Source organism: Streptomyces sp. NPDC006923, from assembly GCF_040635655.1.
GTDB lineage: Bacteria > Actinomycetota > Actinomycetes > Streptomycetales > Streptomycetaceae > Streptomyces.
The window spans coordinates 49,676-68,359 of sequence record NZ_JBEYIF010000015.1; the positions used below are offsets into that span (position 1 = coordinate 49,676).

Consider the following 18,684-nt stretch of genomic DNA (forward strand, 5'->3'; position numbering starts at 1 on the left):
CGGCTGGTGAGGGTGGGTCCGGCAGACCCAGGAAAGAGCGAACGACCGTGATGTCGCGAGCAGGGTCCAGGATCGCTTCCACAACAGCCGTCCACGGAAGGAACAGCGACATGAAGGCCGCTCAGATCACGAGTTACGGCGCATCGGACGTCCTGCGGGTCCTTGAGGTCGACCGCCCCGTCCCCGGTCCGGGTGAGGTCCTGGTGTCGGTCGGGGCGTCCAGTGTGAACGGGCACGATGTGATCGTCCGTGCCGGGGAGTTGAAGTTCGTGTCGGGACGCCGGTTCCCGATCGGGGTGGGGCTGGACTTCGCGGGCACCGTCGTCGAGACCGGTGCCGGTGCGGAGGGATTCACGGCCGGAGAGCGGGTGTGGGGCACGGTGCATCCCCGGCAGCGGCACCTCACCGGTGGGGCGGCCGAGTACGTGGTGGTCCCCGTGGACCGCCTCGCGCCCGCTCCGGCGAGCCTCTCCCCGGTTGACGCGGCCTCCCTGGTGGTCGCGGGCGCGACGGCGCTGATCGCGCTGCGCGACAGCGTGCACCTCACCAGCGGGGAACGCGTCCTGGTGCGCGGGGCGGCGGGCGGGGTCGGCACGGCCGCCGTCCAACTGGCACACGCGCTGGGCTGCCATGTGACCGCGCTGGCCCGCGACCGGCACGCCCAGACCCTCGCCGGTCTCGGTGCCGACGAGGTCCTCGACTACGGCTCCACCACCTCGGACCGGATCGGACCGTTCGACGTCATCGTCGACACGGTCGGGTCGGAACTGCACTGCTACCGAGGACGGCTGACCAAGGGCGGCCGGATGGTCACCGTCGGCCTGTCGGCCGCCGCTCTGGCCGCGATCGCGGCGTCGAGTGTGTACGGTGCCCGCCGCATCCGCACCTTCAGCGCCAATCCCGACACCGCCGTGCTGAGGGAGCTGGCCGGCCATGTCACCTCGGGCGCACTGCGCCCGGTGGTCAACAGTGTGTTCCCGCTCGCGGACATCGCCGCCGCCCACCGGGCTTTCGAACGTGGCGGCGTCGTGGGCAAGCACGTGGTCGCGGTGACGGCGGGATCCTGACGTTGACACCACGTGACCGGCCGCGTCCTGGCCCGCGCGGTAACGCGTCGCCCATCCCGTCCCGCCACCGAGACAGCGCGTCCGCGTACCGAGACGCCATTGACCCGATCCGGAAACGCTCGCTACGTTCGGCGCCATGTTGCGTTCAGCTCTGCTCACCACGCGCGGTCACATCGACCTGCTGCGGGTGGCTTCCGCCGCGTGTTGTCGCGGTCGCTGACCTTTTCCCGCAGCCGCGCCGTTCTCTCCTCCGGGCCGCGCCCCGCCGGTTCCCCGGCTTCCCGCTGACCGAGCGCCACACCCGCCGTCCCGGCACCGCCGTGCGCGGACGGCCGGTCGGCTCTCTTCCGGCGCGCCCCGGCACTGCCTCTCCGGTCTGCCCTCTCTCCCGCTCCCCGCCCCCGCCCCTCCGCTGCCTGTGGAGCCGCCATGACCGTCGACCATGCCCCGCCGGACATACCCGCCCGGTCAACGAATCGACCACCCGAGCTGGAACCGGTCGTCCCCGCCTCGGCGCCGGGCTCCCGGCGCCGCTCCGTCCCCCGCTGGCTGCGCCGCACCGTGGGCCCGCTGATCCTCCTCATCGCCTGGCAGGTGCTGAGCGCGACCGGCGTACTGCATCCCGACATCCTCGCCTCGCCCGGCACCATCGCCAGGGCCGCGGGTGATCTGATCGCGGACGGGACCCTGCCGTCCGCCATGGCCATCTCGCTCCAGCGTGTCGCCGTGGGCCTGCTGCTCGGCGGAGTGACGGGAATCGCGCTGGCGCTGGTCTCCGGGCTCTCCCGGCTCGGCGAGGACCTTGTCGACGCGACCGTACAGATGCTGCGCACCGTGCCCTGGGTCGGTCTGATTCCGCTGTTCATCATCTGGCTGGGCATCGGCGAGGCCCCCAAGATCGCGCTCATCGCGCTCGGTGTCGCCTTCCACCTGTATCTCAACGTGTACGCGGGGATTCGCGGCGTCGACGAGCAGCTCATCGAGGCGGGGCAGTCGCTGGGGCTCGGCCGCTGGGGGCTGATCCGGCATGTGGTGCTGCCCGGCGCCCTGCCCGGCGCGATGACCGGCCTGCGGTACTCGCTCGCCACCGCCTGGCTGGCCCTGGTCTTCGGCGAGTCCATCAACGCCGACGCCGGCATCGGCTTCCTGATGAACCAGGCCAGGGAGTTCTTCCGCACCGATGTGATCGTCGTCTGCCTGGTCGTCTACGCCTTTCTCGGCCTCCTCGCCGACGCCGTCGTCCGCACTCTCGAAAGGCTGCTGCTGCAATGGCGACCGACCTTCACGGGCCAGTGAGTCCGGTGTCCTCCGGTGCGGCGGTACGAGTCGAGGGGCTCAGCCGCGCCTTCGACGGCCGTCCGGTGATCGACAGACTCGATCTGACCCTGCGGCCGGGCGAGTTCACAGCACTGCTCGGCCGCAGCGGCTGCGGCAAGTCGACTCTGCTGCGCGTGCTCGCCGGCCTCGACCGCGACATCGAGGGCACGGTGCTCGTACCGAAACGGCGCGCGGTCGCCTTCCAGGCCCCGCGGCTGATGCCCTGGAAACGGGTCTGGCGCAATGTGCTGCTCGGACTGGACGGTAACCCGGAACGGGCCGTGGCCGAGAGCGCGTTGGCGGAGGTCGGCCTCAGCCACCGGTCGGGCGCCTGGCCCAAGACACTCTCCGGCGGCGAGGCGCAGCGCGCCTCGCTCGCCAGGGCCCTGGTCAGGGAGCCCGACCTTCTGCTGCTCGACGAGCCCTTCGGCGCGCTGGACGCGCTGACCCGGATCAAGGCCCAGCGGCTGGTGGCCGAGTTGTGGCAACGGCGCGGCTGCGCGGTACTGCTGGTCACCCATGACGTGGAGGAGGCGCTGCTGCTCGCGGACCGCGCACTGGTGATGCGGGACGGCGTCATCGCCTACGAGACCCAGGTCCCGCTGGACCGTCCGCGCTCCGTCGGCGATCCCGGTTTCGCCGCGTTGCGCTCCCGGCTGCTCACCGAACTGGGCGTGGACGAACCGGCCGCGCCCGGCACCGCCGCCTAGAAACGAGAGGCCCCAGGTCCCGTCCCACACTCATCCCCCTGCGGAGTCCCCGTCCCCCGCCCCCGTCAGAAAGCCGGCCTCCCATGAAACGCGTTCTGCCCGCCGTCCTGCTGCCACTCGCCCTGCTCCTCGCCGCCTGCTCGGGTGCCTCGTCCGGTGATGTCTCGGGCGGTTCGGGCGGCTCGGGCGGCAATACCGACGGCAAGGGCTCCCTGACCCTCAACGTCGGTGACCAGAAGGGCGGTTCGGAAGCCGTGCTGCGCGCGGCGGGCGAGCTGGACGATCTCCCGTACCAGGTCTCGTGGTCGACGTTCACCTCCGGGCCGCCCATGCTCGAAGCCGTCAACGCCGGCGCCGTCGACATCGGTTCCGTCGGCAACACCCCGCCGGTCTTCGCCGCCGGGGCCGACTCGAAGATCACGGTGGTGGCCGCGACACACGGCGACTCCCGGGGCGAGGCCATCCTCGTGCGGAAGGACTCACCGCTGAAGCGGACCACCGATCTCAGGGGCAGGTCGGTCGCGGTCGCCCAGGGCAGTTCGGCGCACTACCAGCTCATCGCCTCCCTCAAGAAGGCCGGTCTCACCCTCGACGACATCAAGGTCACCCTGTTGCAGCCGGCCGACGCCCTGGCCGCGTTCACCAGCGGCAAGGTGGACGCCTGGGCGGTGTGGGACCCGTACACCTCGCAGGTGCTGCACGGCGGCAGGGGCCGGGTGCTGACCGACGGCCGGGGGGTCGTCAACGGTCTGAACCTCCAGGTGGCCGCGCCGGCCGCGCTCAAGGACAAGGAGAAGGCCGCCGCGATCGGCGACTACGTCGAGCGGCTGCGCCGGGCACAGGACTGGGTCTTCGAGCATCCGGAGGAGTGGGCGAAGGTCTGGGCGAAGGACACCGGCCTGCCGTACGAAGTCGCCCTGGACGCGGTGAAGCTGAGCTACGGCACCCGGGTGCCGGTCGCACTGGACCAGGCCGCGATCGATTCCGAGCAGGACATCGCGGACACCTTCGCCGAGCTCAAGCTCATCCCCCGCCGCTTCGACTTCGCCACGTACGTGGACGACCGGTTCAACAAGGATCTGCCGCCGTCGACCTCACCGGCGCGCAGCTATGGAAAGGTCTCTTCCCGATGAGCGTTCATCTGCACTGGTTCCTGCCGACCGGGGGCGACGGGCGTACGCTCGTGGACCGCCACGCGTACACCGACGGGGGCATCGGGCGCTCCGGGATCACACCCGTGAGCGGGGTCCGGGCTCCGGACATCGAGTATCTGGCGCAGATCGCCAAGGCGGCCGAGCGGCTGGGCTTCGAGGCGGTGCTCACCCCGACCGGCACCTGGTGCGAGGACGCCTGGCTGACGGCCGTGGCGCTGGCGCAGCAGACCGAGCGGCTGAAGTTCCTGGTGGCTTTCCGGCCCGGGCTGATCTCGCCGGTGCTGGCGGCGCAGATGGCGGCGACGTATCAGCGCATCACCCGTGGCCGGCTGCTGCTCAATGTGGTGACCGGCGGTGACTCGACCGAACAGCGGCGCTTCGGTGACCATCTCGACCACGACCGGCGCTATGCCAGGACCGCGGAGTTCCTCTCGGTGATCCGGGGGGCCTGGGGCGGGCGTCCCTATGACTTCGACGGCGAGCACTACCAGGTGGAGGGCGGCCTGACGGCGCTGCCGCCGGACCCGCTGCCGGAGATCTTCTTCGGCGGCTCGTCGGCGGCGGCCGGGCCGGTGGCCGCGGAGCACGCGGATGTCTATCTGACCTGGGGCGAGCCGCCCGCCCAGGTCAAGGAGAAGATCGACTGGATCCGTGGGCTGGCCGAGGAGCGGGGCCGCACGGTCCGCTTCGGGATCCGGCTGCACACCCTCTCGCGGGACTCGGCGCAGGACGCCTGGGCCACGGCGCGGCGGCTGCTGGACGATCTCGATCCGGAGACGGTCGCCGCCGCCCAGCAGGCGCTGGGCAGGAGCGAGTCGGTGGGCCAGCAGCGGATGCTCGCGCTGCACGGCGGTTCACGCGACCGGCTGGAGATCTCGCCCAATCTGTGGGCCGGTGTGGGGCTGGTACGGGGCGGTGCGGGCACCGCGCTGGTGGGCAGCCACGCCGATGTGGCGGACCGGATCGAGGAGTACCACGAGCTGGGCATCGAGCACTTCGTGCTCTCCGGTTATCCGCATCTTGAGGAGGCGTACTGGTTCGGTGAGGGCGTGACTCCGGAGCTGGCGGCGCGCGGTCTGCTCGCGCAGGCGCCCTCAGCGGCGGCGAACGGGCGGCCGGCGCCCGGCGGCGCCCCGCTGCTGTTCGCCGGAGGCCGCTGACCGGCCTGCCGCGACCCGCCGGGTGGGGGACCGGCCCCGGGCCGCCCGGCGGGAAGATCCCCGGTCACCGGGCTGTTGGCAGAATCGTGAGCGGACTCGGGGTGCGGGACATCGATGTGGTGGTCGTCGGCGCCGGACAGGCGGGCTTGTCCGGCGCCTACCATCTCCGGCGGGCGGGCCTCGAACCCGACCGGGACTTCGTGGTACTGGACCACGCCCCGCGGCCCGGCGGCGCCTGGCAGTTCCGCTGGCCCTCGCTGACCTACGGCAAGGTGCACGGCATGCACTCGCTGCCCGGGATGGAGCTGAGCACCGCGGAGGCCGATGACGGCCGGCCCTCCTCCGAGGTGATCGGCGCGTACTTCACCGCGTACGAGGAGCGCTTCGAGCTGCGCGTCCACCGGCCGGTGGATGTCTCCGCGGTGCGCGAGGGGCCCCGCGGCCGGCTGCTGGTGGAGACGTCCGAGGGGATCTGGTCGGCGCGGGCGCTGATCAACGCCACGGGGACCTGGGACCGTCCGTTCTGGCCGCGCTATCCCGGTCAGGAGACGTTCCGGGGTCTCCAGCTCCACACGGCGGACTACCCGGGCCCCGAGCGGTTCGCCGGGCTGCGGGTGATCGTGGTGGGCGGCGGGGCCTCCGGTACGCAGCATCTGATGGAGATCGCGAAGGTGGCGGCGGACACGACCTGGGTGACACGCCGGCCGCCCGTCTTCCGCGAGGGGCCCTTCGGCGAGGAGCAGGGGCGGGCCGCTGTCGCCCTGGTCGACCAGCGGGTACGCCAGGGTCTGCCGCCGGAGAGCGTGGTGTCGGTGACCGGTCTGCCGGTGAACGAGGCCATCGCACGGGCCCGCGAGGAAGGGGTGCTCGACCGGCTGCCGATGTTCGCCAGGATCACACCGGACGGAGCGGTCTGGGCCGACGGACGCACGGTGCGGGCCGATGCGATCCTCTGGGCCACCGGGTTCCGCGCGGCCGTCGACCATCTCGCACCCCTGGGACTGCGTGAGCGCGGCGGCGGCATCAAGGTCGAGGAGACCCGGGCCGTGCGGGACGAACGTGTCCATCTCGTCGGGTACGGGCCTTCGGCCTCCACGATCGGCGCCAACCGGGCCGGACGGACGGCGGTACGGGACATCACGCGGCTGCTGGAGCGCGAACCGGCTGCGGCCTGAGACCGCGTGCCGCCCGCGGATCACGTCCGCGGATCAGCCGGGAGCGGGCGAGCTCCTGCGGATCTCGTTGAATTCCTCGACGTTCTTCTGATGCTCCTCATAGCTGTTCGTGAAGCGTGTGTCGCCGGGCGCCACGGTCACGAAGTACAGCCAGTCCCCCTGCGCGGGAGCGATCGCCGCGTTCATCGCCTCCTCCCCCGGGTTCCCGATCGGCGTGGGCGGCAGGCCCTTGCGGACATAGGTGTTGTACGGACTGTTGATCTTTGTGTCCTGCTGGGTGGTGTCCAGGGTGGAGCGGTTGAGCGCGTAATTGAGTGTCGAGTCCATCTGGAGCGGCATCCCCTGCGCGAGCCGGTTGTGCACGACCCTGGCGACCTTGCCCATGTCGGCCGCCGTCTCGGCCTCGGCCTGCACGATGCTGGCGATGGTGACCGTCTGATAGACGGTCACACCGTTGCGCTGGGCGCCTGCTCTGATGCGCTCGGCCCCGAACCGCTGGTTCGCGGTGTTGACCATATAGCTCAGCAGGCTGCGCGGGGTTGTTGAGGAGTTGATCGGATAGGTCGCCGGGAACAGATAGCCCTCGGGATTGTCCCGGGCGGCAGGCGGCAGTTTGAGCCGCGCGCCGACCGCCGCCTTCTGGGTGGCGCCCGGGGGCGCGCCCAGGGCCTTGTCGACGGCGGCGTACACCTGAATGGCGCGCCGGCCCTCCGGGACGACCAGCGCTGTCCGTTCCACTGTGGGCGGGTCGCCGTCCACCAGAAGCACCGGGACCAGCACCGCGGCCCCGGCGACCAGGGCGGTGCTCATCAGCAGGACGAGTCGGCCACGGCGGGTCAGACGGGGTCTGCGCCTGGGCCTGGCTCGCGGAGGCTCGTTCATCATGCGCGCACGCTAACCCGGGGTGATCACCGATCCCGGCACCTGAGGTCCCGGCGACACGGAAGGCATACGGACGGACGGCAACCCCGGACACGGAGAGCGAGCACCCCTCGACGCGCTCGCACGCACGATCGAATACGGCGCCCTCGTTGTCCTGGTCGGCCGTCCGGCCTCCTCCAGCCTGTCGGGGTTTCAGGGCGCGGCCGGCGCCAGGTCCTGAGCCGGTGTCACGTCGTCGCCGGGCGTCGATTCGCCCTCGCCTGCCCCGTCGCCGGGAGCCCCCGGAGCGTCCGCGCCCGCCGCCCGGCCGTCCCTGCGGACCAGTGCGGCATAACGGCCGTCCTGCCGGAGCAGCTCGTCATGGGTGCCCCGCTCGGCGATCCGCCCACCGTCCAGGACCACGATCTGGTCCGCGTCCCTGACGGTGGAGAGCCGGTGCGCGATGGTGATCGTGGTGCGCCCCCGGGAGAGCGCCTCGATGGCCTGCTGCACGGCATGCTCGGTACGGGTGTCCAGCGCACTGGTCGCCTCGTCGAGGATCAGGACGGGCGGGTCACGCAGGATGGTCCTGGCGATCGCCAGCCGCTGCTTCTCGCCGCCGGAGAACCGGTATCCGCGCTCACCGACCAGCGTGTCGTAGCCATCGGGAAGTGAGGCTATGTGGTCGTGGATCTGAGCGGCGCGGGCGGCCGTCCGGATCTCCTCGTCGGTGGCCTCCGGTTTGGCGAAGCGCAGATTCTCCGCCACGGACGCGTGGAAGAGATAGGTCTCCTGCGACACGACACCGACGGCGCGGGCGAGGGTGTCGAACTCCAGCTCCCGTACGTCGACGCCGTCGAGCAGGACCCGGCCGCCGGTCACGTCGTAGAGCCGGGGCACGAGATAGCTGAGGGTCGACTTGCCGGAGCCCGTGGGCCCCACGACGGCGAGGCTGCCACCCGCCGGGACGGTGAGGTCGATGCCCTTGAGCGTCCGCGCGTCCTTGTCGTCGTAGCTGAAGTCGACGGACTCGAACCGCACTTCGCCGCGGACCTTGCCGAGCTTGACCGGCCGGGGGGACTCGGTGATCGTGACGGGAAGATCGAGGTATTCGAAGATGCGCTGGAAGAGCGCGAGCGAGGTCTGCATCTGCACCCCGGTGGAGAGCAGGCTCACGGCGGGCCGGAAGAGGCCCTGCTGGAGCGAGACGAACGCGACGAGCGTACCGATGGAGACGGCATTGCCCCTGGCGTGCAGCACAAGGCCCGCGGCCCAGTAGATGACGGCGGGCATGGCGGCCATGACGATCCCGATCACCGACATCCGCCACCGCCCCGCCATGTTGGAGCGGACCTCCAGGTCGACGAGCCGCTCGGACTCGTCCGAGAAGGACCTGGTGAGGGAGTCGGCGCGGCCCATCGTGCGGCCGAGAAGGATGCCGCTCACCGAGAGCGATTCGGTGACGGTGGCGGCCATCGTGGCCATCTGCCGCTGCCGGTCCGTGGTGATCTTCTTACGCTCCCGGCCGACCCTGCGGCTGATCCAGACGAACAGCGGAAGCAGGACCATCGAGACGGCGGTGAGCCGCCAGTCCAGCGCGAGCATCGCGACCACCGAGGCGATGACGGCCGTGAAGTTGGAGACCAGGGAGGTCGCCGTGGAGGTCACGGTCGCCTGCATGCCGCCGATGTCGTTGGCTATGCGGGACTGGACCTCTCCCGTCCTGGTACGGGTGAAGAACGCGAGCGGCATGCGCTGGAGCCGGCTGTACACGCCGGTGCGCAGATCGTGCATGACCCGCTGGCCGACCGTCGTCGAGATCAGTGTCTGCAGCACGCCGAAGACACCGTTGACGACCGCGGTGAGGATCATGCCGAGGGCGAGCAGACTGAGCAGTCCGGTACGGCCCTGCGGTATCGCGGTGTCGAGGACCTCGCGCAGCATGAACGGCGAGGCGACCGAGACCAGCGACGAGGCGCCCACCAGCAGTCCGACAATGGCGAGCCGGCCGCGATAGGGGCGGAAGAGACCGAAGATGCGCCGCAACTGGGCGGGCGGCTCCGGCTGCCCCGGGCCGTCCGGCCGGGGCGACGGTGTCCATGTGGAGGGTTCGGGTTTCATGAGCTCCTTCGAGAGGTGCGACGGATTCGGCGGATTCGGCACCGTCAACGCGCTCCGCGGAAGCGAGGGCTTCGGCGGACGGGTGCCTCGGGCTGAGGTACGGAAGGGGCCGGCTCAGGAGGTCTCAGAGAGCCTAGCTCATTGTTACCTATGTTCACAATGACCCTTGTCCTGATATTATTCCGGCATGGACAACCCCGACGCCGACGGTCTGCTGGCCGAGCAACTGCTCAGGCTGACCCGCCGGCTCCACCGCATCCAGAAGCGGCAGATGGAGCCGATCGGCATCACCCCGGCGCAGGCGCGACTGCTGCGCACCGTCGCCTTCTACGACCGTCCGCCGCGCATGGCCGACCTGGCGGAGCGGCTCGAAGTGGTGCCCCGCGCCGTGACCAGCCTGGTCGACGGGCTGGAGGGCAGCGGCGCGGTGCGGCGCGTCCCCGATCCCACCAACCGCCGGGTCGTGCGGATCGAGCTCACCGACACGGGCCGGGCGACCCTGCGAGCGCTGCGCGGTGCGCGCAGGTCAGCCGCCGAGGACATCCTGGCCCCCTTGACCACCGAACAGCGCGCGGTGCTGGGCGGTCTCCTTTCGACTCTGGTCGACAGAGGTCATGAACGCCACTGCGCCCCCGGCGGGCGGCAGGACGAGCGAGAAGGCCAGGAGGAGCCGGAGAGCCGGGCCGACCGGGCGCGCGCCGACGGCGAGAGCGCTGCCGGGGAAGGCGCCGCGCCCCTGCCGGAGCCGGAGCGCGCGGCCCTTCCCGGCGACTGACCAGCCACCGGGACGGTCCCGTGCCCGTCCGCCTCCGGCCCCGCGGCCGGCGACGTGGGGCCGGAGGCGAGGTAGCACGCGCGGAGGGCCATACGCGGGGGCGCACGCGCCGCGCACGGGATGCGTCACGTCTGCCGTCCGGCTCATTCCGGCTGGCTCGATCTGGATGCCCGCGGAGAAAATCGATTGCCCCTGACGGTCCGTGAAGGTGAACCTTGCACGGTTTGGGCCACTCCACGAGTCATGGGACATCATGCAGATTAGCGACCTTCCCTATCCCGATCCAGGGATCCCCGATGCTCGGTCGGGCCCACGGTTCCTGCTGTGGCTCGGACGCAACCAACTCGGCGGCCAGCTCAAGGCACTCGCCTGGGGCCTGCTGCACTTCACCGGTATCGCGGGCCTCTCGGTGGGCGCCGGGCTCGCCGTCCAGGCGGTCATCGACCGCTCCGGCGGCCGGCTCGCGCTCTCCGGCGGCCTTATCGCGCTGTTCGGCGCCGCCATCTCCGTCGGCGACACCATGCTGCACCGCTCGGCCGTCACCAACTGGATCACGGCCGCCGCACGTGTCCAGCAACTGCTGGCCCGTAAGACCGCGGAGCTGGGCTCGGCGCTGACCCAGCGGGTGGCCGCCGGCGAGGTGGTCGCCGTCTCCACCGGCGATGTCGAGAAGATCGGCTGGTTCGTGGAGGCGCTCTCGCGTTTCCTCGCCGCCGCCATCGCCATCGTGATGATCTGCGTCGGCCTGGTCGTCTATCTGCCCGAGCTGGGCTGGCTGGTCGCTCTCGGTGTGCCGGTGCTCGCGCTTGCCGTACTGCCGCTGCTCCCGCGCGCCACCCAGCGGGCCGACATCCAGCGCGAGAAGGCCGGCAAGGCCACCGAACTGGCCTCGGACACCGTCGCCGGGCTGCGGGTGCTGCGTGGCATCGGTGGCGAGGAGCTGTTCCTCGACCGCTACCGCGCCGCCTCGCAGGACGTGCGGGAGGCCGCCGTCCGCAGCGCCCGGATGTGGTCACTGATCTCCGCGGTCCAGGTCCTGCTGCCGGGCGTCCTGCTGATCGCGGTCGTCTGGTACGGGGCCGCTCTCGCCCTGGACGGACGTATCGAGGTCGGCGGCCTGGTGACCGTGTACAGCGCGGTGACCCTGATGCTCTTCCCCCTGCGGCACTTCGAGGAGATCGCCATGGCGTACTCCTTCTCTCGGCCCTCGGCCAAGCGCGCGGCCCGGGTGCTGTCGCTCCAGCGGACCTCGTACGAGAGCGAGCGCGGCGGGCTCGACGACGCCCGACCGACCGGCGACCTGTACGACCCCGCCACCGGCCTGCTCGCCCCGTCCGGGCTGCTGACCGCCGTGGTGTGCGGCGATCCGGACGCGGCGGGGCGCCTCGCCGAGCGTCTGGGCGGTCATGCGGCCGAGGAGGAGAAATCCCCGTCCGTGCTGCTCGGCGGGGTCGCGCTGGACGATCTGCCGCTGGACGCGGCCCGGGCGAGCGTGCTCGTCCAGGACAAGGACCCGGTACTGCTGTCGGGCACCCTGGCCGAGCTGCTGGATGTGCCGGCCTCCGGCGCTGTCGACGCGTCGAAGGCGCTGGCCGCAGCCCAGTGCGGGGATGTCCTCGACGCGCTCGTCCAGGCGTCGGTGGACGGCAGCGGCGACCCGATGCGGTCCCGGATCACGGAGCGCGGCCGCTCGCTGTCCGGCGGCCAGCGGCAGCGGCTGGCGCTGGCGCGTTCCCTGGTCACCGACCCGGAGGTGCTGGTCCTCGACGAGCCGACGTCCGCCGTCGACTCGCACACCGAGGCCCGGATCGCGGAGAGCGTCAAGGAGTTGCGGAGCGGCCGTACGACGGTGGTGTTCGCCTCCTCGCCACTGCTGCTGGACCGCGCCGACCGCGTGGTGTTCGTGCACGAGGGCCAGGTCTCCGCGGTCGGTTCGCACCGTGAGCTGCTGCGCGGGGACGCCGGCTACCGGGCGGTCGTGACACGTGAGACCGAGCCGGAACAGGCCCTGAGAGAAGACGAATTGATGGCGCCGGCCGCAGTGCGGGCACGGGAAGAGATCGAGGAATCAGCATGATCGGCGTCGCGCCACCGGCCTACGACCCGGCGGCTCCGGTGTCGGCCACGACCCTGCCCGTCGGCAGCCCCGCGACCGTGCGGGCCTATGTGGCCGGGCTGCTGCGGCGGCACCGCAAGGCGTTCGTCCTGCTCGTCACCGTCAACGCCGTGTCGGTCGTCGCCTCGATGACCGGCCCGTACCTGCTCGGCGGCATCGTCGAGGATCTCTCGGACGGGGCGCGCGAGCTGCGTCTGGAACGCACCGCCGCGGTGTTCGCGGTCGCGCTGGTGATCCAGACGGTGTTCACGCGGCTGGTGCGGCTGCGGGGCGCGATGCTCGGCGAGGAGATGCTCGCGGATCTGCGCGAGGACTTCCTCGTCAGGGCCGTCGGGCTGCCGCCCGGCGTGCTGGAGCGGGCCGGCACCGGCGATCTGCTGTCCCGCATCACCACCGACATCGACCGGCTGGCGAACGCCATGCGCGAGGCGGTGCCGCAGCTCGCGATCGGTCTCGTCTGGGTGCTGCTGCTGCTCGGCGCGCTGACCGTCACCGCGCCGCCGCTGGCGCTCGCGGTACTGCTGGCACTGCCGGTGCTGGTGATCGGATGCCGCTGGTACTTCAAGCGGGCGGCGTCCGCGTACCGCTCGGAGGCCGCCGGATACGCGGCGGTCGCGGCCATGCTCGCCGAGACCGTCGACGCCGGACGGACCGTGGAGGCGCACCGTCTGGGCGAGCGCCGGGTCGCGCTGTCGGAGCAGCGTGTCAAGGAATGGACGGCCTGGGAGCGGTACACACTCTGGCTCCGTTCGGTGTTGTTCCCGACCGTCAACCTCACCCATACGACGATCTTCCTGGCCGTCCTGGTGCTGGGCGGCTCCTTCGCCCTCCAGGGCTGGATCACCGTCGGGCAGCTCACCACGGGCGCGCTGTTCGCCCAGATGCTGGTGGAACCGGTCGGTCTCATCCTGCGCTGGTACGACGAGCTCCAGGTGGCCCAGGTGTCCATCGCGCGGCTGGTCGGGGTGCGGGACATCGAGCCCGCCGCGGGCGACGAGTCGGTCGTCCCCGACGGCCGGGACGTCAGCGCGGACCAGGTGCGTTTCGGCTACCGCGAGGGCGTCGACGTGCTGCACCGGGTGACGCTGGACGTGAGCCCCGGTACCCGGCTCGCGCTGGTGGGCCCCTCCGGTGCCGGAAAGTCGACGCTGGGCCGGCTGCTCGCGGGCATCTACGGGCCGCGACAGGGCCATGTCACTCTCGGCGGCGCGGAGTTGTCCCGGATGCCTGCGGAGCGGGTGCGGGAGCATGTCGCCCTGGTCAATCAGGAGCACCATGTGTTCGTGGGTTCGCTGCGCGACAATCTGCGGCTGGCCCGCGCGGGCGCGGCGGACGCCGAGCTGTGGGCCGCGCTCGGCGCCGTCGACGCGGACGGCTGGGCGCGGGCCCTGGCCAAGGGGCTGGACACCGGGGTCGGCTCCGGTGGTGCGGCGCTGACCCCGGCCCAGGCCCAGCAGATCGCCCTGGCCCGGCTGGTTCTCGCGGATCCGCACACCCTGGTGCTGGACGAGGCGACCTCGTTGCTGGACCCGCGCGCGGCCCGGCATCTGGAGCGCTCGCTGGCCCGGGTGCTGGACGGCCGTACGGTGGTGGCGATCGCGCACCGGCTGCACACCGCGCATGACGCGGATGTGATCGCGGTGGTCGAGGACGGCAGGATCAGCGAGCTGGGCAGCCATGACGAACTGGTGGCGGCGGACGGCGCGTATGCCGCGCTGTGGCGGTCCTGGCACGGCTGAGCCCGGCGGGTGCGACGGAGCCCGGACGGGTACGGGGGCCTCGTCCGGGTTCAGCCGGCCGGTGACGCGGAAACCGCCACCGGCCCGAGTCCCTGGCGCGCCGGGCGCGGCGCTCAGATGAAGCCGAGAGCGGCCGCCCCGCCCACTCCGCCGAGCAGCATGAACGCCGGCATCAGTACCTTCAGCTCCACCCAGGCACCGGCCCTGAAGCGCATGAACTTCGGCGGGCCGAGCGGGTACCAGCGCTTGCGGCCCAGCGGTATGGGCCACAGGATCGGGCAGCCGGAGACGGTCAGCGCGTCGCCGATGTCATGGACCAGAGCGCCCAGGACTATCGGCAGGCCCAGCCAGAGGTACTCCTGGCCGGGGCCGGTGAACAGCCAGTTCGAGCCGTTGCCCGGCTGGTCCAGCACGCCGGCCAGATTCCAGGCGCTGGTCGCTCCGAGCAGCCAGACGAGCACATCGCTGGAGACCCGCGCGGCCCGCCACAGCAGGCCCTCCACGGCGAGCACAAGATGCACGAAGAGGATGCCGAGCACCGCCCAGCGCCCGCCGGTGATCGCCAGCAGCGACGCGCCGCCGCCGACCGCGACCGCCCAGAGCCAGGTGTGGGTCAGTGTGCGGTGGCCGCCGCTGCGGCGTGGGTCGCCCGGCTTCTTGGTCGCCTTGTAGACGGCGTACGACAGCTTGTCGACGATCTCGCACATGCGCTTCGAGACCGGGCCGAACGCCCGGGAGATCGTCGCCGCCTTGTGATCGAGGTCGGGAGCGAGGGCGGCACCCGCACAGATCAGGGCCCCGACGACCAGGACCGGCCAGGGCATGGCGTGGCCGGCGGCAGCCGCCGCGGCGCCCACCCCCAGCCAGGCCGCTGCCCCAGACAGAGAGTGTGCCGGTCCCATCATGGTCGTACCCGCCCCATTGCAGTTGTGGTGAAGCTCAGTTGACGAGGCAGCGTACCGTTCGTGATCTTCGGTCGGTCGTCCGGTTCCCGGATCCGTGCGGAAGACAGGCAAGATGGGGGCGTGACCCTTATCGATCAGCTGCCGCCGGACGCCGACCCCGATGCCCTCTTCGAGGCCTTCTCCTCCTGGACCGAGGGCCAGGGCATCACGCTCTATCCGGCTCAGGAGGAGGCGCTGATCGAGGTGGTCTCCGGGGCCAATGTGATCCTGTCCACCCCCACCGGCTCGGGAAAGAGCCTGGTCGCGGCGGGTGCGCACTTCACGGCGCTGGCGCAGGACAAGGTCACCTTCTACACCGCGCCGATCAAGGCGCTGGTCTCGGAGAAGTTCTTCGACCTGTGCAAGCTGTTCGGCACGGAGAACGTCGGCATGCTGACCGGCGACGCCTCCGTCAACGCCGACGCACCGGTCATCTGCTGTACCGCGGAGGTGCTGGCGTCCATCGCGCTGCGTGACGGCAAGTACGCCGATATCGGCCAGGTCGTGATGGACGAGTTCCATTTCTACGCGGAGCCGGACCGGGGCTGGGCCTGGCAGATCCCGATCCTGGAGCTGCCGCAGGCCCAGTTCGTGCTGATGTCGGCGACGCTCGGTGATGTCTCCCGCTTCGAGGAGGACCTCACCCGCCGCACGGGCCGGCCGACGTCCGTCGTACGGTCCGCGACGCGCCCCGTCCCGCTGTCGTACGAGTACCGTCTCACCCCGATCACCGAGACACTGACCGAACTGCTGGAGACCAGGCAGGCGCCGGTCTACATCGTGCACTTCACCCAGGCCGCGGCCGTCGAACGGGCGCAGTCCCTGATGAGCATCAACATGTGCACGCGCGAGGAGAAGGACCGGATCGCCGATCTGATCGGCAACTTCCGTTTCACCACCAAGTTCGGCCGCAATCTGTCCCGTTATGTACGGCACGGTATCGGGGTGCATCACGCGGGCATGCTGCCCAAGTACCGCCGGCTGGTGGAGAAGCTCGCCCAGGCCGGTCTGCTGAAGGTCATCTGCGGCACGGACACCCTCGGCGTCGGTGTCAACGTACCCATCCGCACCGTGCTGTTCACCGCGCTCACCAAGTACGACGGCAACCGGGTGCGCACCCTGCGCGCGCGGGAGTTCCACCAGATCGCGGGCCGCGCGGGACGTGCGGGATTCGACACGGCCGGCCTGGTCGTCGCGCAGGCGCCGGAGCATGTCGTGGAGAACGAGAAGGCGCTCGCGAAGGCCGGCGACGACCCCAAGAAGCGCCGCAAGGTGGTGCGCAAGAAGGCCCCCGAAGGGTTTGTCGCCTGGTCGGACACCACCTTCGAGAAGCTCATCGCCTCCGATCCCGAGCCGCTGACGTCCCGCTTCCGGGTCACCCACACCATGCTGCTGTCGGTGATCGCGCGGCCGGGCAACGCCTTCGAGGCGATGCGCCATCTGCTGGAGGACAATCACGAGCCGCGCAAGCAGCAGCTACGGCACATCCGGCGGGCCATCGCAATCTACCGCTCGCTGCTGGACGGCGGAGTGGTGGAGCGCCTGGAGACCCCGGACGCGGAGGGCCGTATCGTCCGGCTCACCGTCGATCTCCAGCAGGACTTCGCGCTCAACCAGCCGCTGTCCACCTTCGCCCTGGCCTCCTTCGAGCTGCTGGACCCCGAATCACCGTCGTACGCGCTGGACATGGTCTCCGTGGTGGAGTCCACGCTGGACGATCCCCGGCAGATCCTCGCCGCGCAGCAGAACAAGGCGCGCGGCGAGGCGGTCGCGGCGATGAAGGCGGACGGTGTCGAGTACGAGGAGCGGATGGAGCGGCTCCAGGACGTCTCATATCCGAAGCCCCTCGAAGAGCTGCTGGTGCACGCCTACAACACGTACCGCACCAGCCATCCCTGGGTCGGTGACCACCCGGTCTCCCCCAAGTCGGTGATCCGTGACATGTACGAACGGGCGCTGTCCTTCACCGAGTTCACGTCCTTCTACGAGCTGGCCCGCACCGAGGGCATTGTGCTGCGCTATCTGGCAGGCGCGTACAAGGCGCTGGAACACACCATTCCGGACGACCTCAAGTCGGAGGATCTGGAGGATCTCACCGCGTGGCTCGGTGAGATGGTCCGTCAGGTCGACTCCAGTCTGCTCGACGAGTGGGAGCAGCTCGCCAACCCCGAGGTGGAGACCGCCGAGCAGGCCCAGGAGAAGGCCGACCAGGTCAGGCCGGTCACGGCCAATGCCCGCGCCTTCCGGGTGCTTGTCCGCAACGCGATGTTCCGCCGGGTCGAGCTGGCCGCCCTGGACAAGGTCGGCGAACTCGGCGAGATGGACGCCGAGTCGGGCTGGGACGCGGACGCCTGGGGTGAGGCGATGGACGCGTACTGGGACGAGTACGAGGACCTGGGCACCGGTCCCGATGCCCGTGGCCCGAAGCTGCTCGCCATCGAGGAGGACCCGGAACACGGCCTGTGGCGGGTCCGGCAGACCTTCGCCGACCCGAAGGGCGACCACGACTGGGGCATCAGCGCGGAGGTCGATCTCGCGGCCTCCGACGAGGAGGGCCGCGCCGTCGTCCGGGTCACGGACGTCGGCCAGCTCTGACATCCGCCGGGACGCGCTGAGACAGGAGGACACCGCGCCATGACCAATCCCGCAGAGCGGCTGGTCGATCTCCTCGACCTGGAGCGGATCGAGGTCGACATCTTCCGCGGCCGCAGTCCCGAGGAGTCCCTGCAACGGGTCTTCGGCGGTCAGGTGGCGGGCCAGGCCCTGGTCGCGGCCGGCCGCACCACCGACGGGGACCGCCCGGTCCATTCGCTGCACGCGTACTTCCTGCGGCCGGGACGGCCGGGTGTCCCGATCGTCTATCAGGTGGAGCGGGTCAGGGACGGACGGTCGTTCACCACCCGCCGGGTCGGCGCCGTCCAGCAGGGCCGCACGATCTTCAATCTGACGGCCTCCTTCCACCGTCCTGAGGGAGGGGGCCTGGAGCACCAGCTCCCGCCCCGGCTCGACTTCCCCGACCCCGAGACGCTGCCCACGGTCGCCGACGAGGTGCGCGAGCACCTCGGTCTGCTGCCGCAGTCCCTGGAGCGGATGGCCAGGCGCCAGCCCTTCGACATCCGCTACGTGGACCGGCTGCGCTGGACCCAGGAGGAGATCAAGGACGCCGACCCGCGCAGCGCGGTGTGGATGCGCGCGGTGGGCCCGCTGGGCGACGACCCGCTGGTGCACACCTGCGCGCTGACGTACGCGAGCGACATGACGCTGCTGGACGCGGTCCGTATCCCGGTGGAACCGCTGTGGGGGCCTCGGGGCTTCGACATGGCGTCGCTCGACCACGCCATGTGGTTCCACCGCCCGTTCCGTACGGACGAGTGGTTCCTGTACGACCAGGAGTCGCCGATCGCGACGGGCGGGCGGGGTCTGGCGCGCGGCCGGATCTACGACCGGGAGGGCCGGCTGCTGGTCTCGGTGGTGCAGGAGGGACTGTTCCGGCGGCACGGCGACGGCGCGTAGGCCCTCCGGACACCTTTCGGCCGGCCGGGTCC

14 protein-coding genes and 1 pseudogene are annotated in these 18,684 nt (G+C 71.0%); 12 read left to right on the top strand and 3 right to left on the bottom strand.

Annotated elements, in window-relative coordinates:
• The first annotated feature begins 110 nt into the window (after window positions 1–110).
• From ABZ707_RS25965 to ABZ707_RS25995, 7 genes are all read left to right on the top strand, one after another.
• Complete coding sequence (locus ABZ707_RS25965; protein ID WP_360179412.1) at window positions 111–1,067, top strand: NADP-dependent oxidoreductase; 957 nt, start codon at window positions 111–113, stop codon at window positions 1,065–1,067.
• Window positions 1,068–1,203: 136 nt separating this feature from the next.
• A complete protein-coding gene (locus ABZ707_RS25970) occupies window positions 1,204–1,287 on the top strand; it encodes a putative leader peptide (protein ID WP_329223698.1) in 84 nt (27 codons plus the stop codon).
• Between the two features lie 209 nt (window positions 1,288–1,496).
• Window positions 1,497–2,363 carry an ABC transporter permease gene (locus ABZ707_RS25975; protein WP_360179414.1) on the top strand — a complete coding sequence of 289 codons (867 nt, stop codon included), beginning with the start codon at window positions 1,497–1,499 and terminating at the stop codon, window positions 2,361–2,363.
• Window positions 2,336–3,094, top strand: a complete 759-nt coding sequence (locus tag ABZ707_RS25980; RefSeq protein ID WP_360179416.1) for an ABC transporter ATP-binding protein — start codon at window positions 2,336–2,338, stop codon at window positions 3,092–3,094. Before ABZ707_RS25975 ends, ABZ707_RS25980 begins: the two co-directional genes overlap by 28 nt.
• Before the next feature lie 83 nt (window positions 3,095–3,177).
• Window positions 3,178–4,227, top strand: coding sequence for an ABC transporter substrate-binding protein (locus ABZ707_RS25985; RefSeq protein ID WP_360179418.1), 1,050 nt, complete (start codon window positions 3,178–3,180; stop codon window positions 4,225–4,227).
• Window positions 4,224–5,408: an LLM class flavin-dependent oxidoreductase gene (locus ABZ707_RS25990; protein ID WP_360179419.1), complete on the top strand. Its 1,185-nt coding sequence runs from the start codon at window positions 4,224–4,226 to the stop codon at window positions 5,406–5,408. Before ABZ707_RS25985 ends, ABZ707_RS25990 begins: the two co-directional genes overlap by 4 nt.
• 101 nt (window positions 5,409–5,509) lie before the next feature.
• A complete protein-coding gene (locus ABZ707_RS25995) occupies window positions 5,510–6,583 on the top strand; it encodes an NAD(P)-binding domain-containing protein (RefSeq protein ID WP_360179602.1) in 1,074 nt (357 codons plus the stop codon).
• A gap of 33 nt (window positions 6,584–6,616) precedes the next feature.
• On the opposite strand, the gene mltG is transcribed toward ABZ707_RS25995, so the two are convergent.
• Both mltG and ABZ707_RS26005 read right to left on the bottom strand, forming a co-directional pair.
• A complete protein-coding gene (gene mltG / locus ABZ707_RS26000) occupies window positions 6,617–7,468 on the bottom strand; it encodes an endolytic transglycosylase MltG (protein ID WP_360179420.1) in 852 nt (283 codons plus the stop codon).
• A gap of 189 nt (window positions 7,469–7,657) precedes the next feature.
• Window positions 7,658–9,565, bottom strand: a complete 1,908-nt coding sequence (locus ABZ707_RS26005) for an ABC transporter ATP-binding protein (protein ID WP_360179422.1) — start codon at window positions 9,563–9,565, stop codon at window positions 7,658–7,660.
• A 187-nt stretch (window positions 9,566–9,752) separates the two neighbouring features.
• Here ABZ707_RS26005 and ABZ707_RS26010 point away from each other — a divergent pair.
• The 3 genes and pseudogenes from ABZ707_RS26010 to ABZ707_RS26020 form a co-directional block, all read left to right on the top strand.
• A pseudogene (locus tag ABZ707_RS26010) lies at window positions 9,753–10,172 on the top strand (MarR family transcriptional regulator); the annotation flags it as partial.
• A 421-nt stretch (window positions 10,173–10,593) separates the two neighbouring features.
• Window positions 10,594–12,417 carry an ABC transporter ATP-binding protein gene (locus tag ABZ707_RS26015; protein WP_360179424.1) on the top strand — a complete coding sequence of 608 codons (1,824 nt, stop codon included), beginning with the start codon at window positions 10,594–10,596 and terminating at the stop codon, window positions 12,415–12,417.
• Window positions 12,414–14,195, top strand: a complete 1,782-nt coding sequence (locus tag ABZ707_RS26020) for an ABC transporter ATP-binding protein (protein ID WP_360179426.1) — start codon at window positions 12,414–12,416, stop codon at window positions 14,193–14,195. Before ABZ707_RS26015 ends, ABZ707_RS26020 begins: the two co-directional genes overlap by 4 nt.
• Before the next feature lie 113 nt (window positions 14,196–14,308).
• On the opposite strand, the gene ABZ707_RS26025 is transcribed toward ABZ707_RS26020, so the two are convergent.
• Window positions 14,309–15,100, bottom strand: coding sequence for a metal-dependent hydrolase (locus tag ABZ707_RS26025; protein WP_360179428.1), 792 nt, complete (start codon window positions 15,098–15,100; stop codon window positions 14,309–14,311).
• 60 nt (window positions 15,101–15,160) lie between these two features.
• On the opposite strand from ABZ707_RS26025, the gene ABZ707_RS26030 reads away from it, so the two are divergent.
• Entirely contained in the window at window positions 15,161–17,734 is a 2,574-nt protein-coding gene (locus ABZ707_RS26030) for a DUF3516 domain-containing protein (RefSeq protein ID WP_360179430.1), read from the top strand.
• Between the two features lie 39 nt (window positions 17,735–17,773).
• Window positions 17,774–18,652: an acyl-CoA thioesterase II gene (locus ABZ707_RS26035; RefSeq protein ID WP_360179432.1), complete on the top strand. Its 879-nt coding sequence runs from the start codon at window positions 17,774–17,776 to the stop codon at window positions 18,650–18,652.
• Window positions 18,653–18,684: the final 32 nt, after the last annotated feature.

Bases quoted from the DNA above. Each gene is read 5' to 3' on its own strand.
- mltG (WP_360179420.1), bottom strand. From the start codon at position 7,468: ATGATGAACGAGCCTCCGCGAGCCAGGCCCAGGCGCAGACCCCGTCTG.
- ABZ707_RS25975 (WP_360179414.1), top strand. From the start codon at position 1,497: ATGACCGTCGACCATGCCCCGCCGGACATACCCGCCCGGTCAACGAAT.
- ABZ707_RS25965 (WP_360179412.1), top strand. From the start codon at position 111: ATGAAGGCCGCTCAGATCACGAGTTACGGCGCATCGGACGTCCTGCGG.
- ABZ707_RS26005 (WP_360179422.1), bottom strand. From the start codon at position 9,565: ATGAAACCCGAACCCTCCACATGGACACCGTCGCCCCGGCCGGACGGC.
- ABZ707_RS26020 (WP_360179426.1), top strand. From the start codon at position 12,414: ATGATCGGCGTCGCGCCACCGGCCTACGACCCGGCGGCTCCGGTGTCG.
- ABZ707_RS25980 (WP_360179416.1), top strand. From the start codon at position 2,336: ATGGCGACCGACCTTCACGGGCCAGTGAGTCCGGTGTCCTCCGGTGCG.
- ABZ707_RS26025 (WP_360179428.1), bottom strand. From the start codon at position 15,100: ATGATGGGACCGGCACACTCTCTGTCTGGGGCAGCGGCCTGGCTGGGG.
- ABZ707_RS26015 (WP_360179424.1), top strand. From the start codon at position 10,594: ATGCAGATTAGCGACCTTCCCTATCCCGATCCAGGGATCCCCGATGCT.
- ABZ707_RS26035 (WP_360179432.1), top strand. From the start codon at position 17,774: ATGACCAATCCCGCAGAGCGGCTGGTCGATCTCCTCGACCTGGAGCGG.
- ABZ707_RS25990 (WP_360179419.1), top strand. From the start codon at position 4,224: ATGAGCGTTCATCTGCACTGGTTCCTGCCGACCGGGGGCGACGGGCGT.
- ABZ707_RS25985 (WP_360179418.1), top strand. From the start codon at position 3,178: ATGAAACGCGTTCTGCCCGCCGTCCTGCTGCCACTCGCCCTGCTCCTC.
- ABZ707_RS25970 (WP_329223698.1), top strand. From the start codon at position 1,204: ATGTTGCGTTCAGCTCTGCTCACCACGCGCGGTCACATCGACCTGCTG.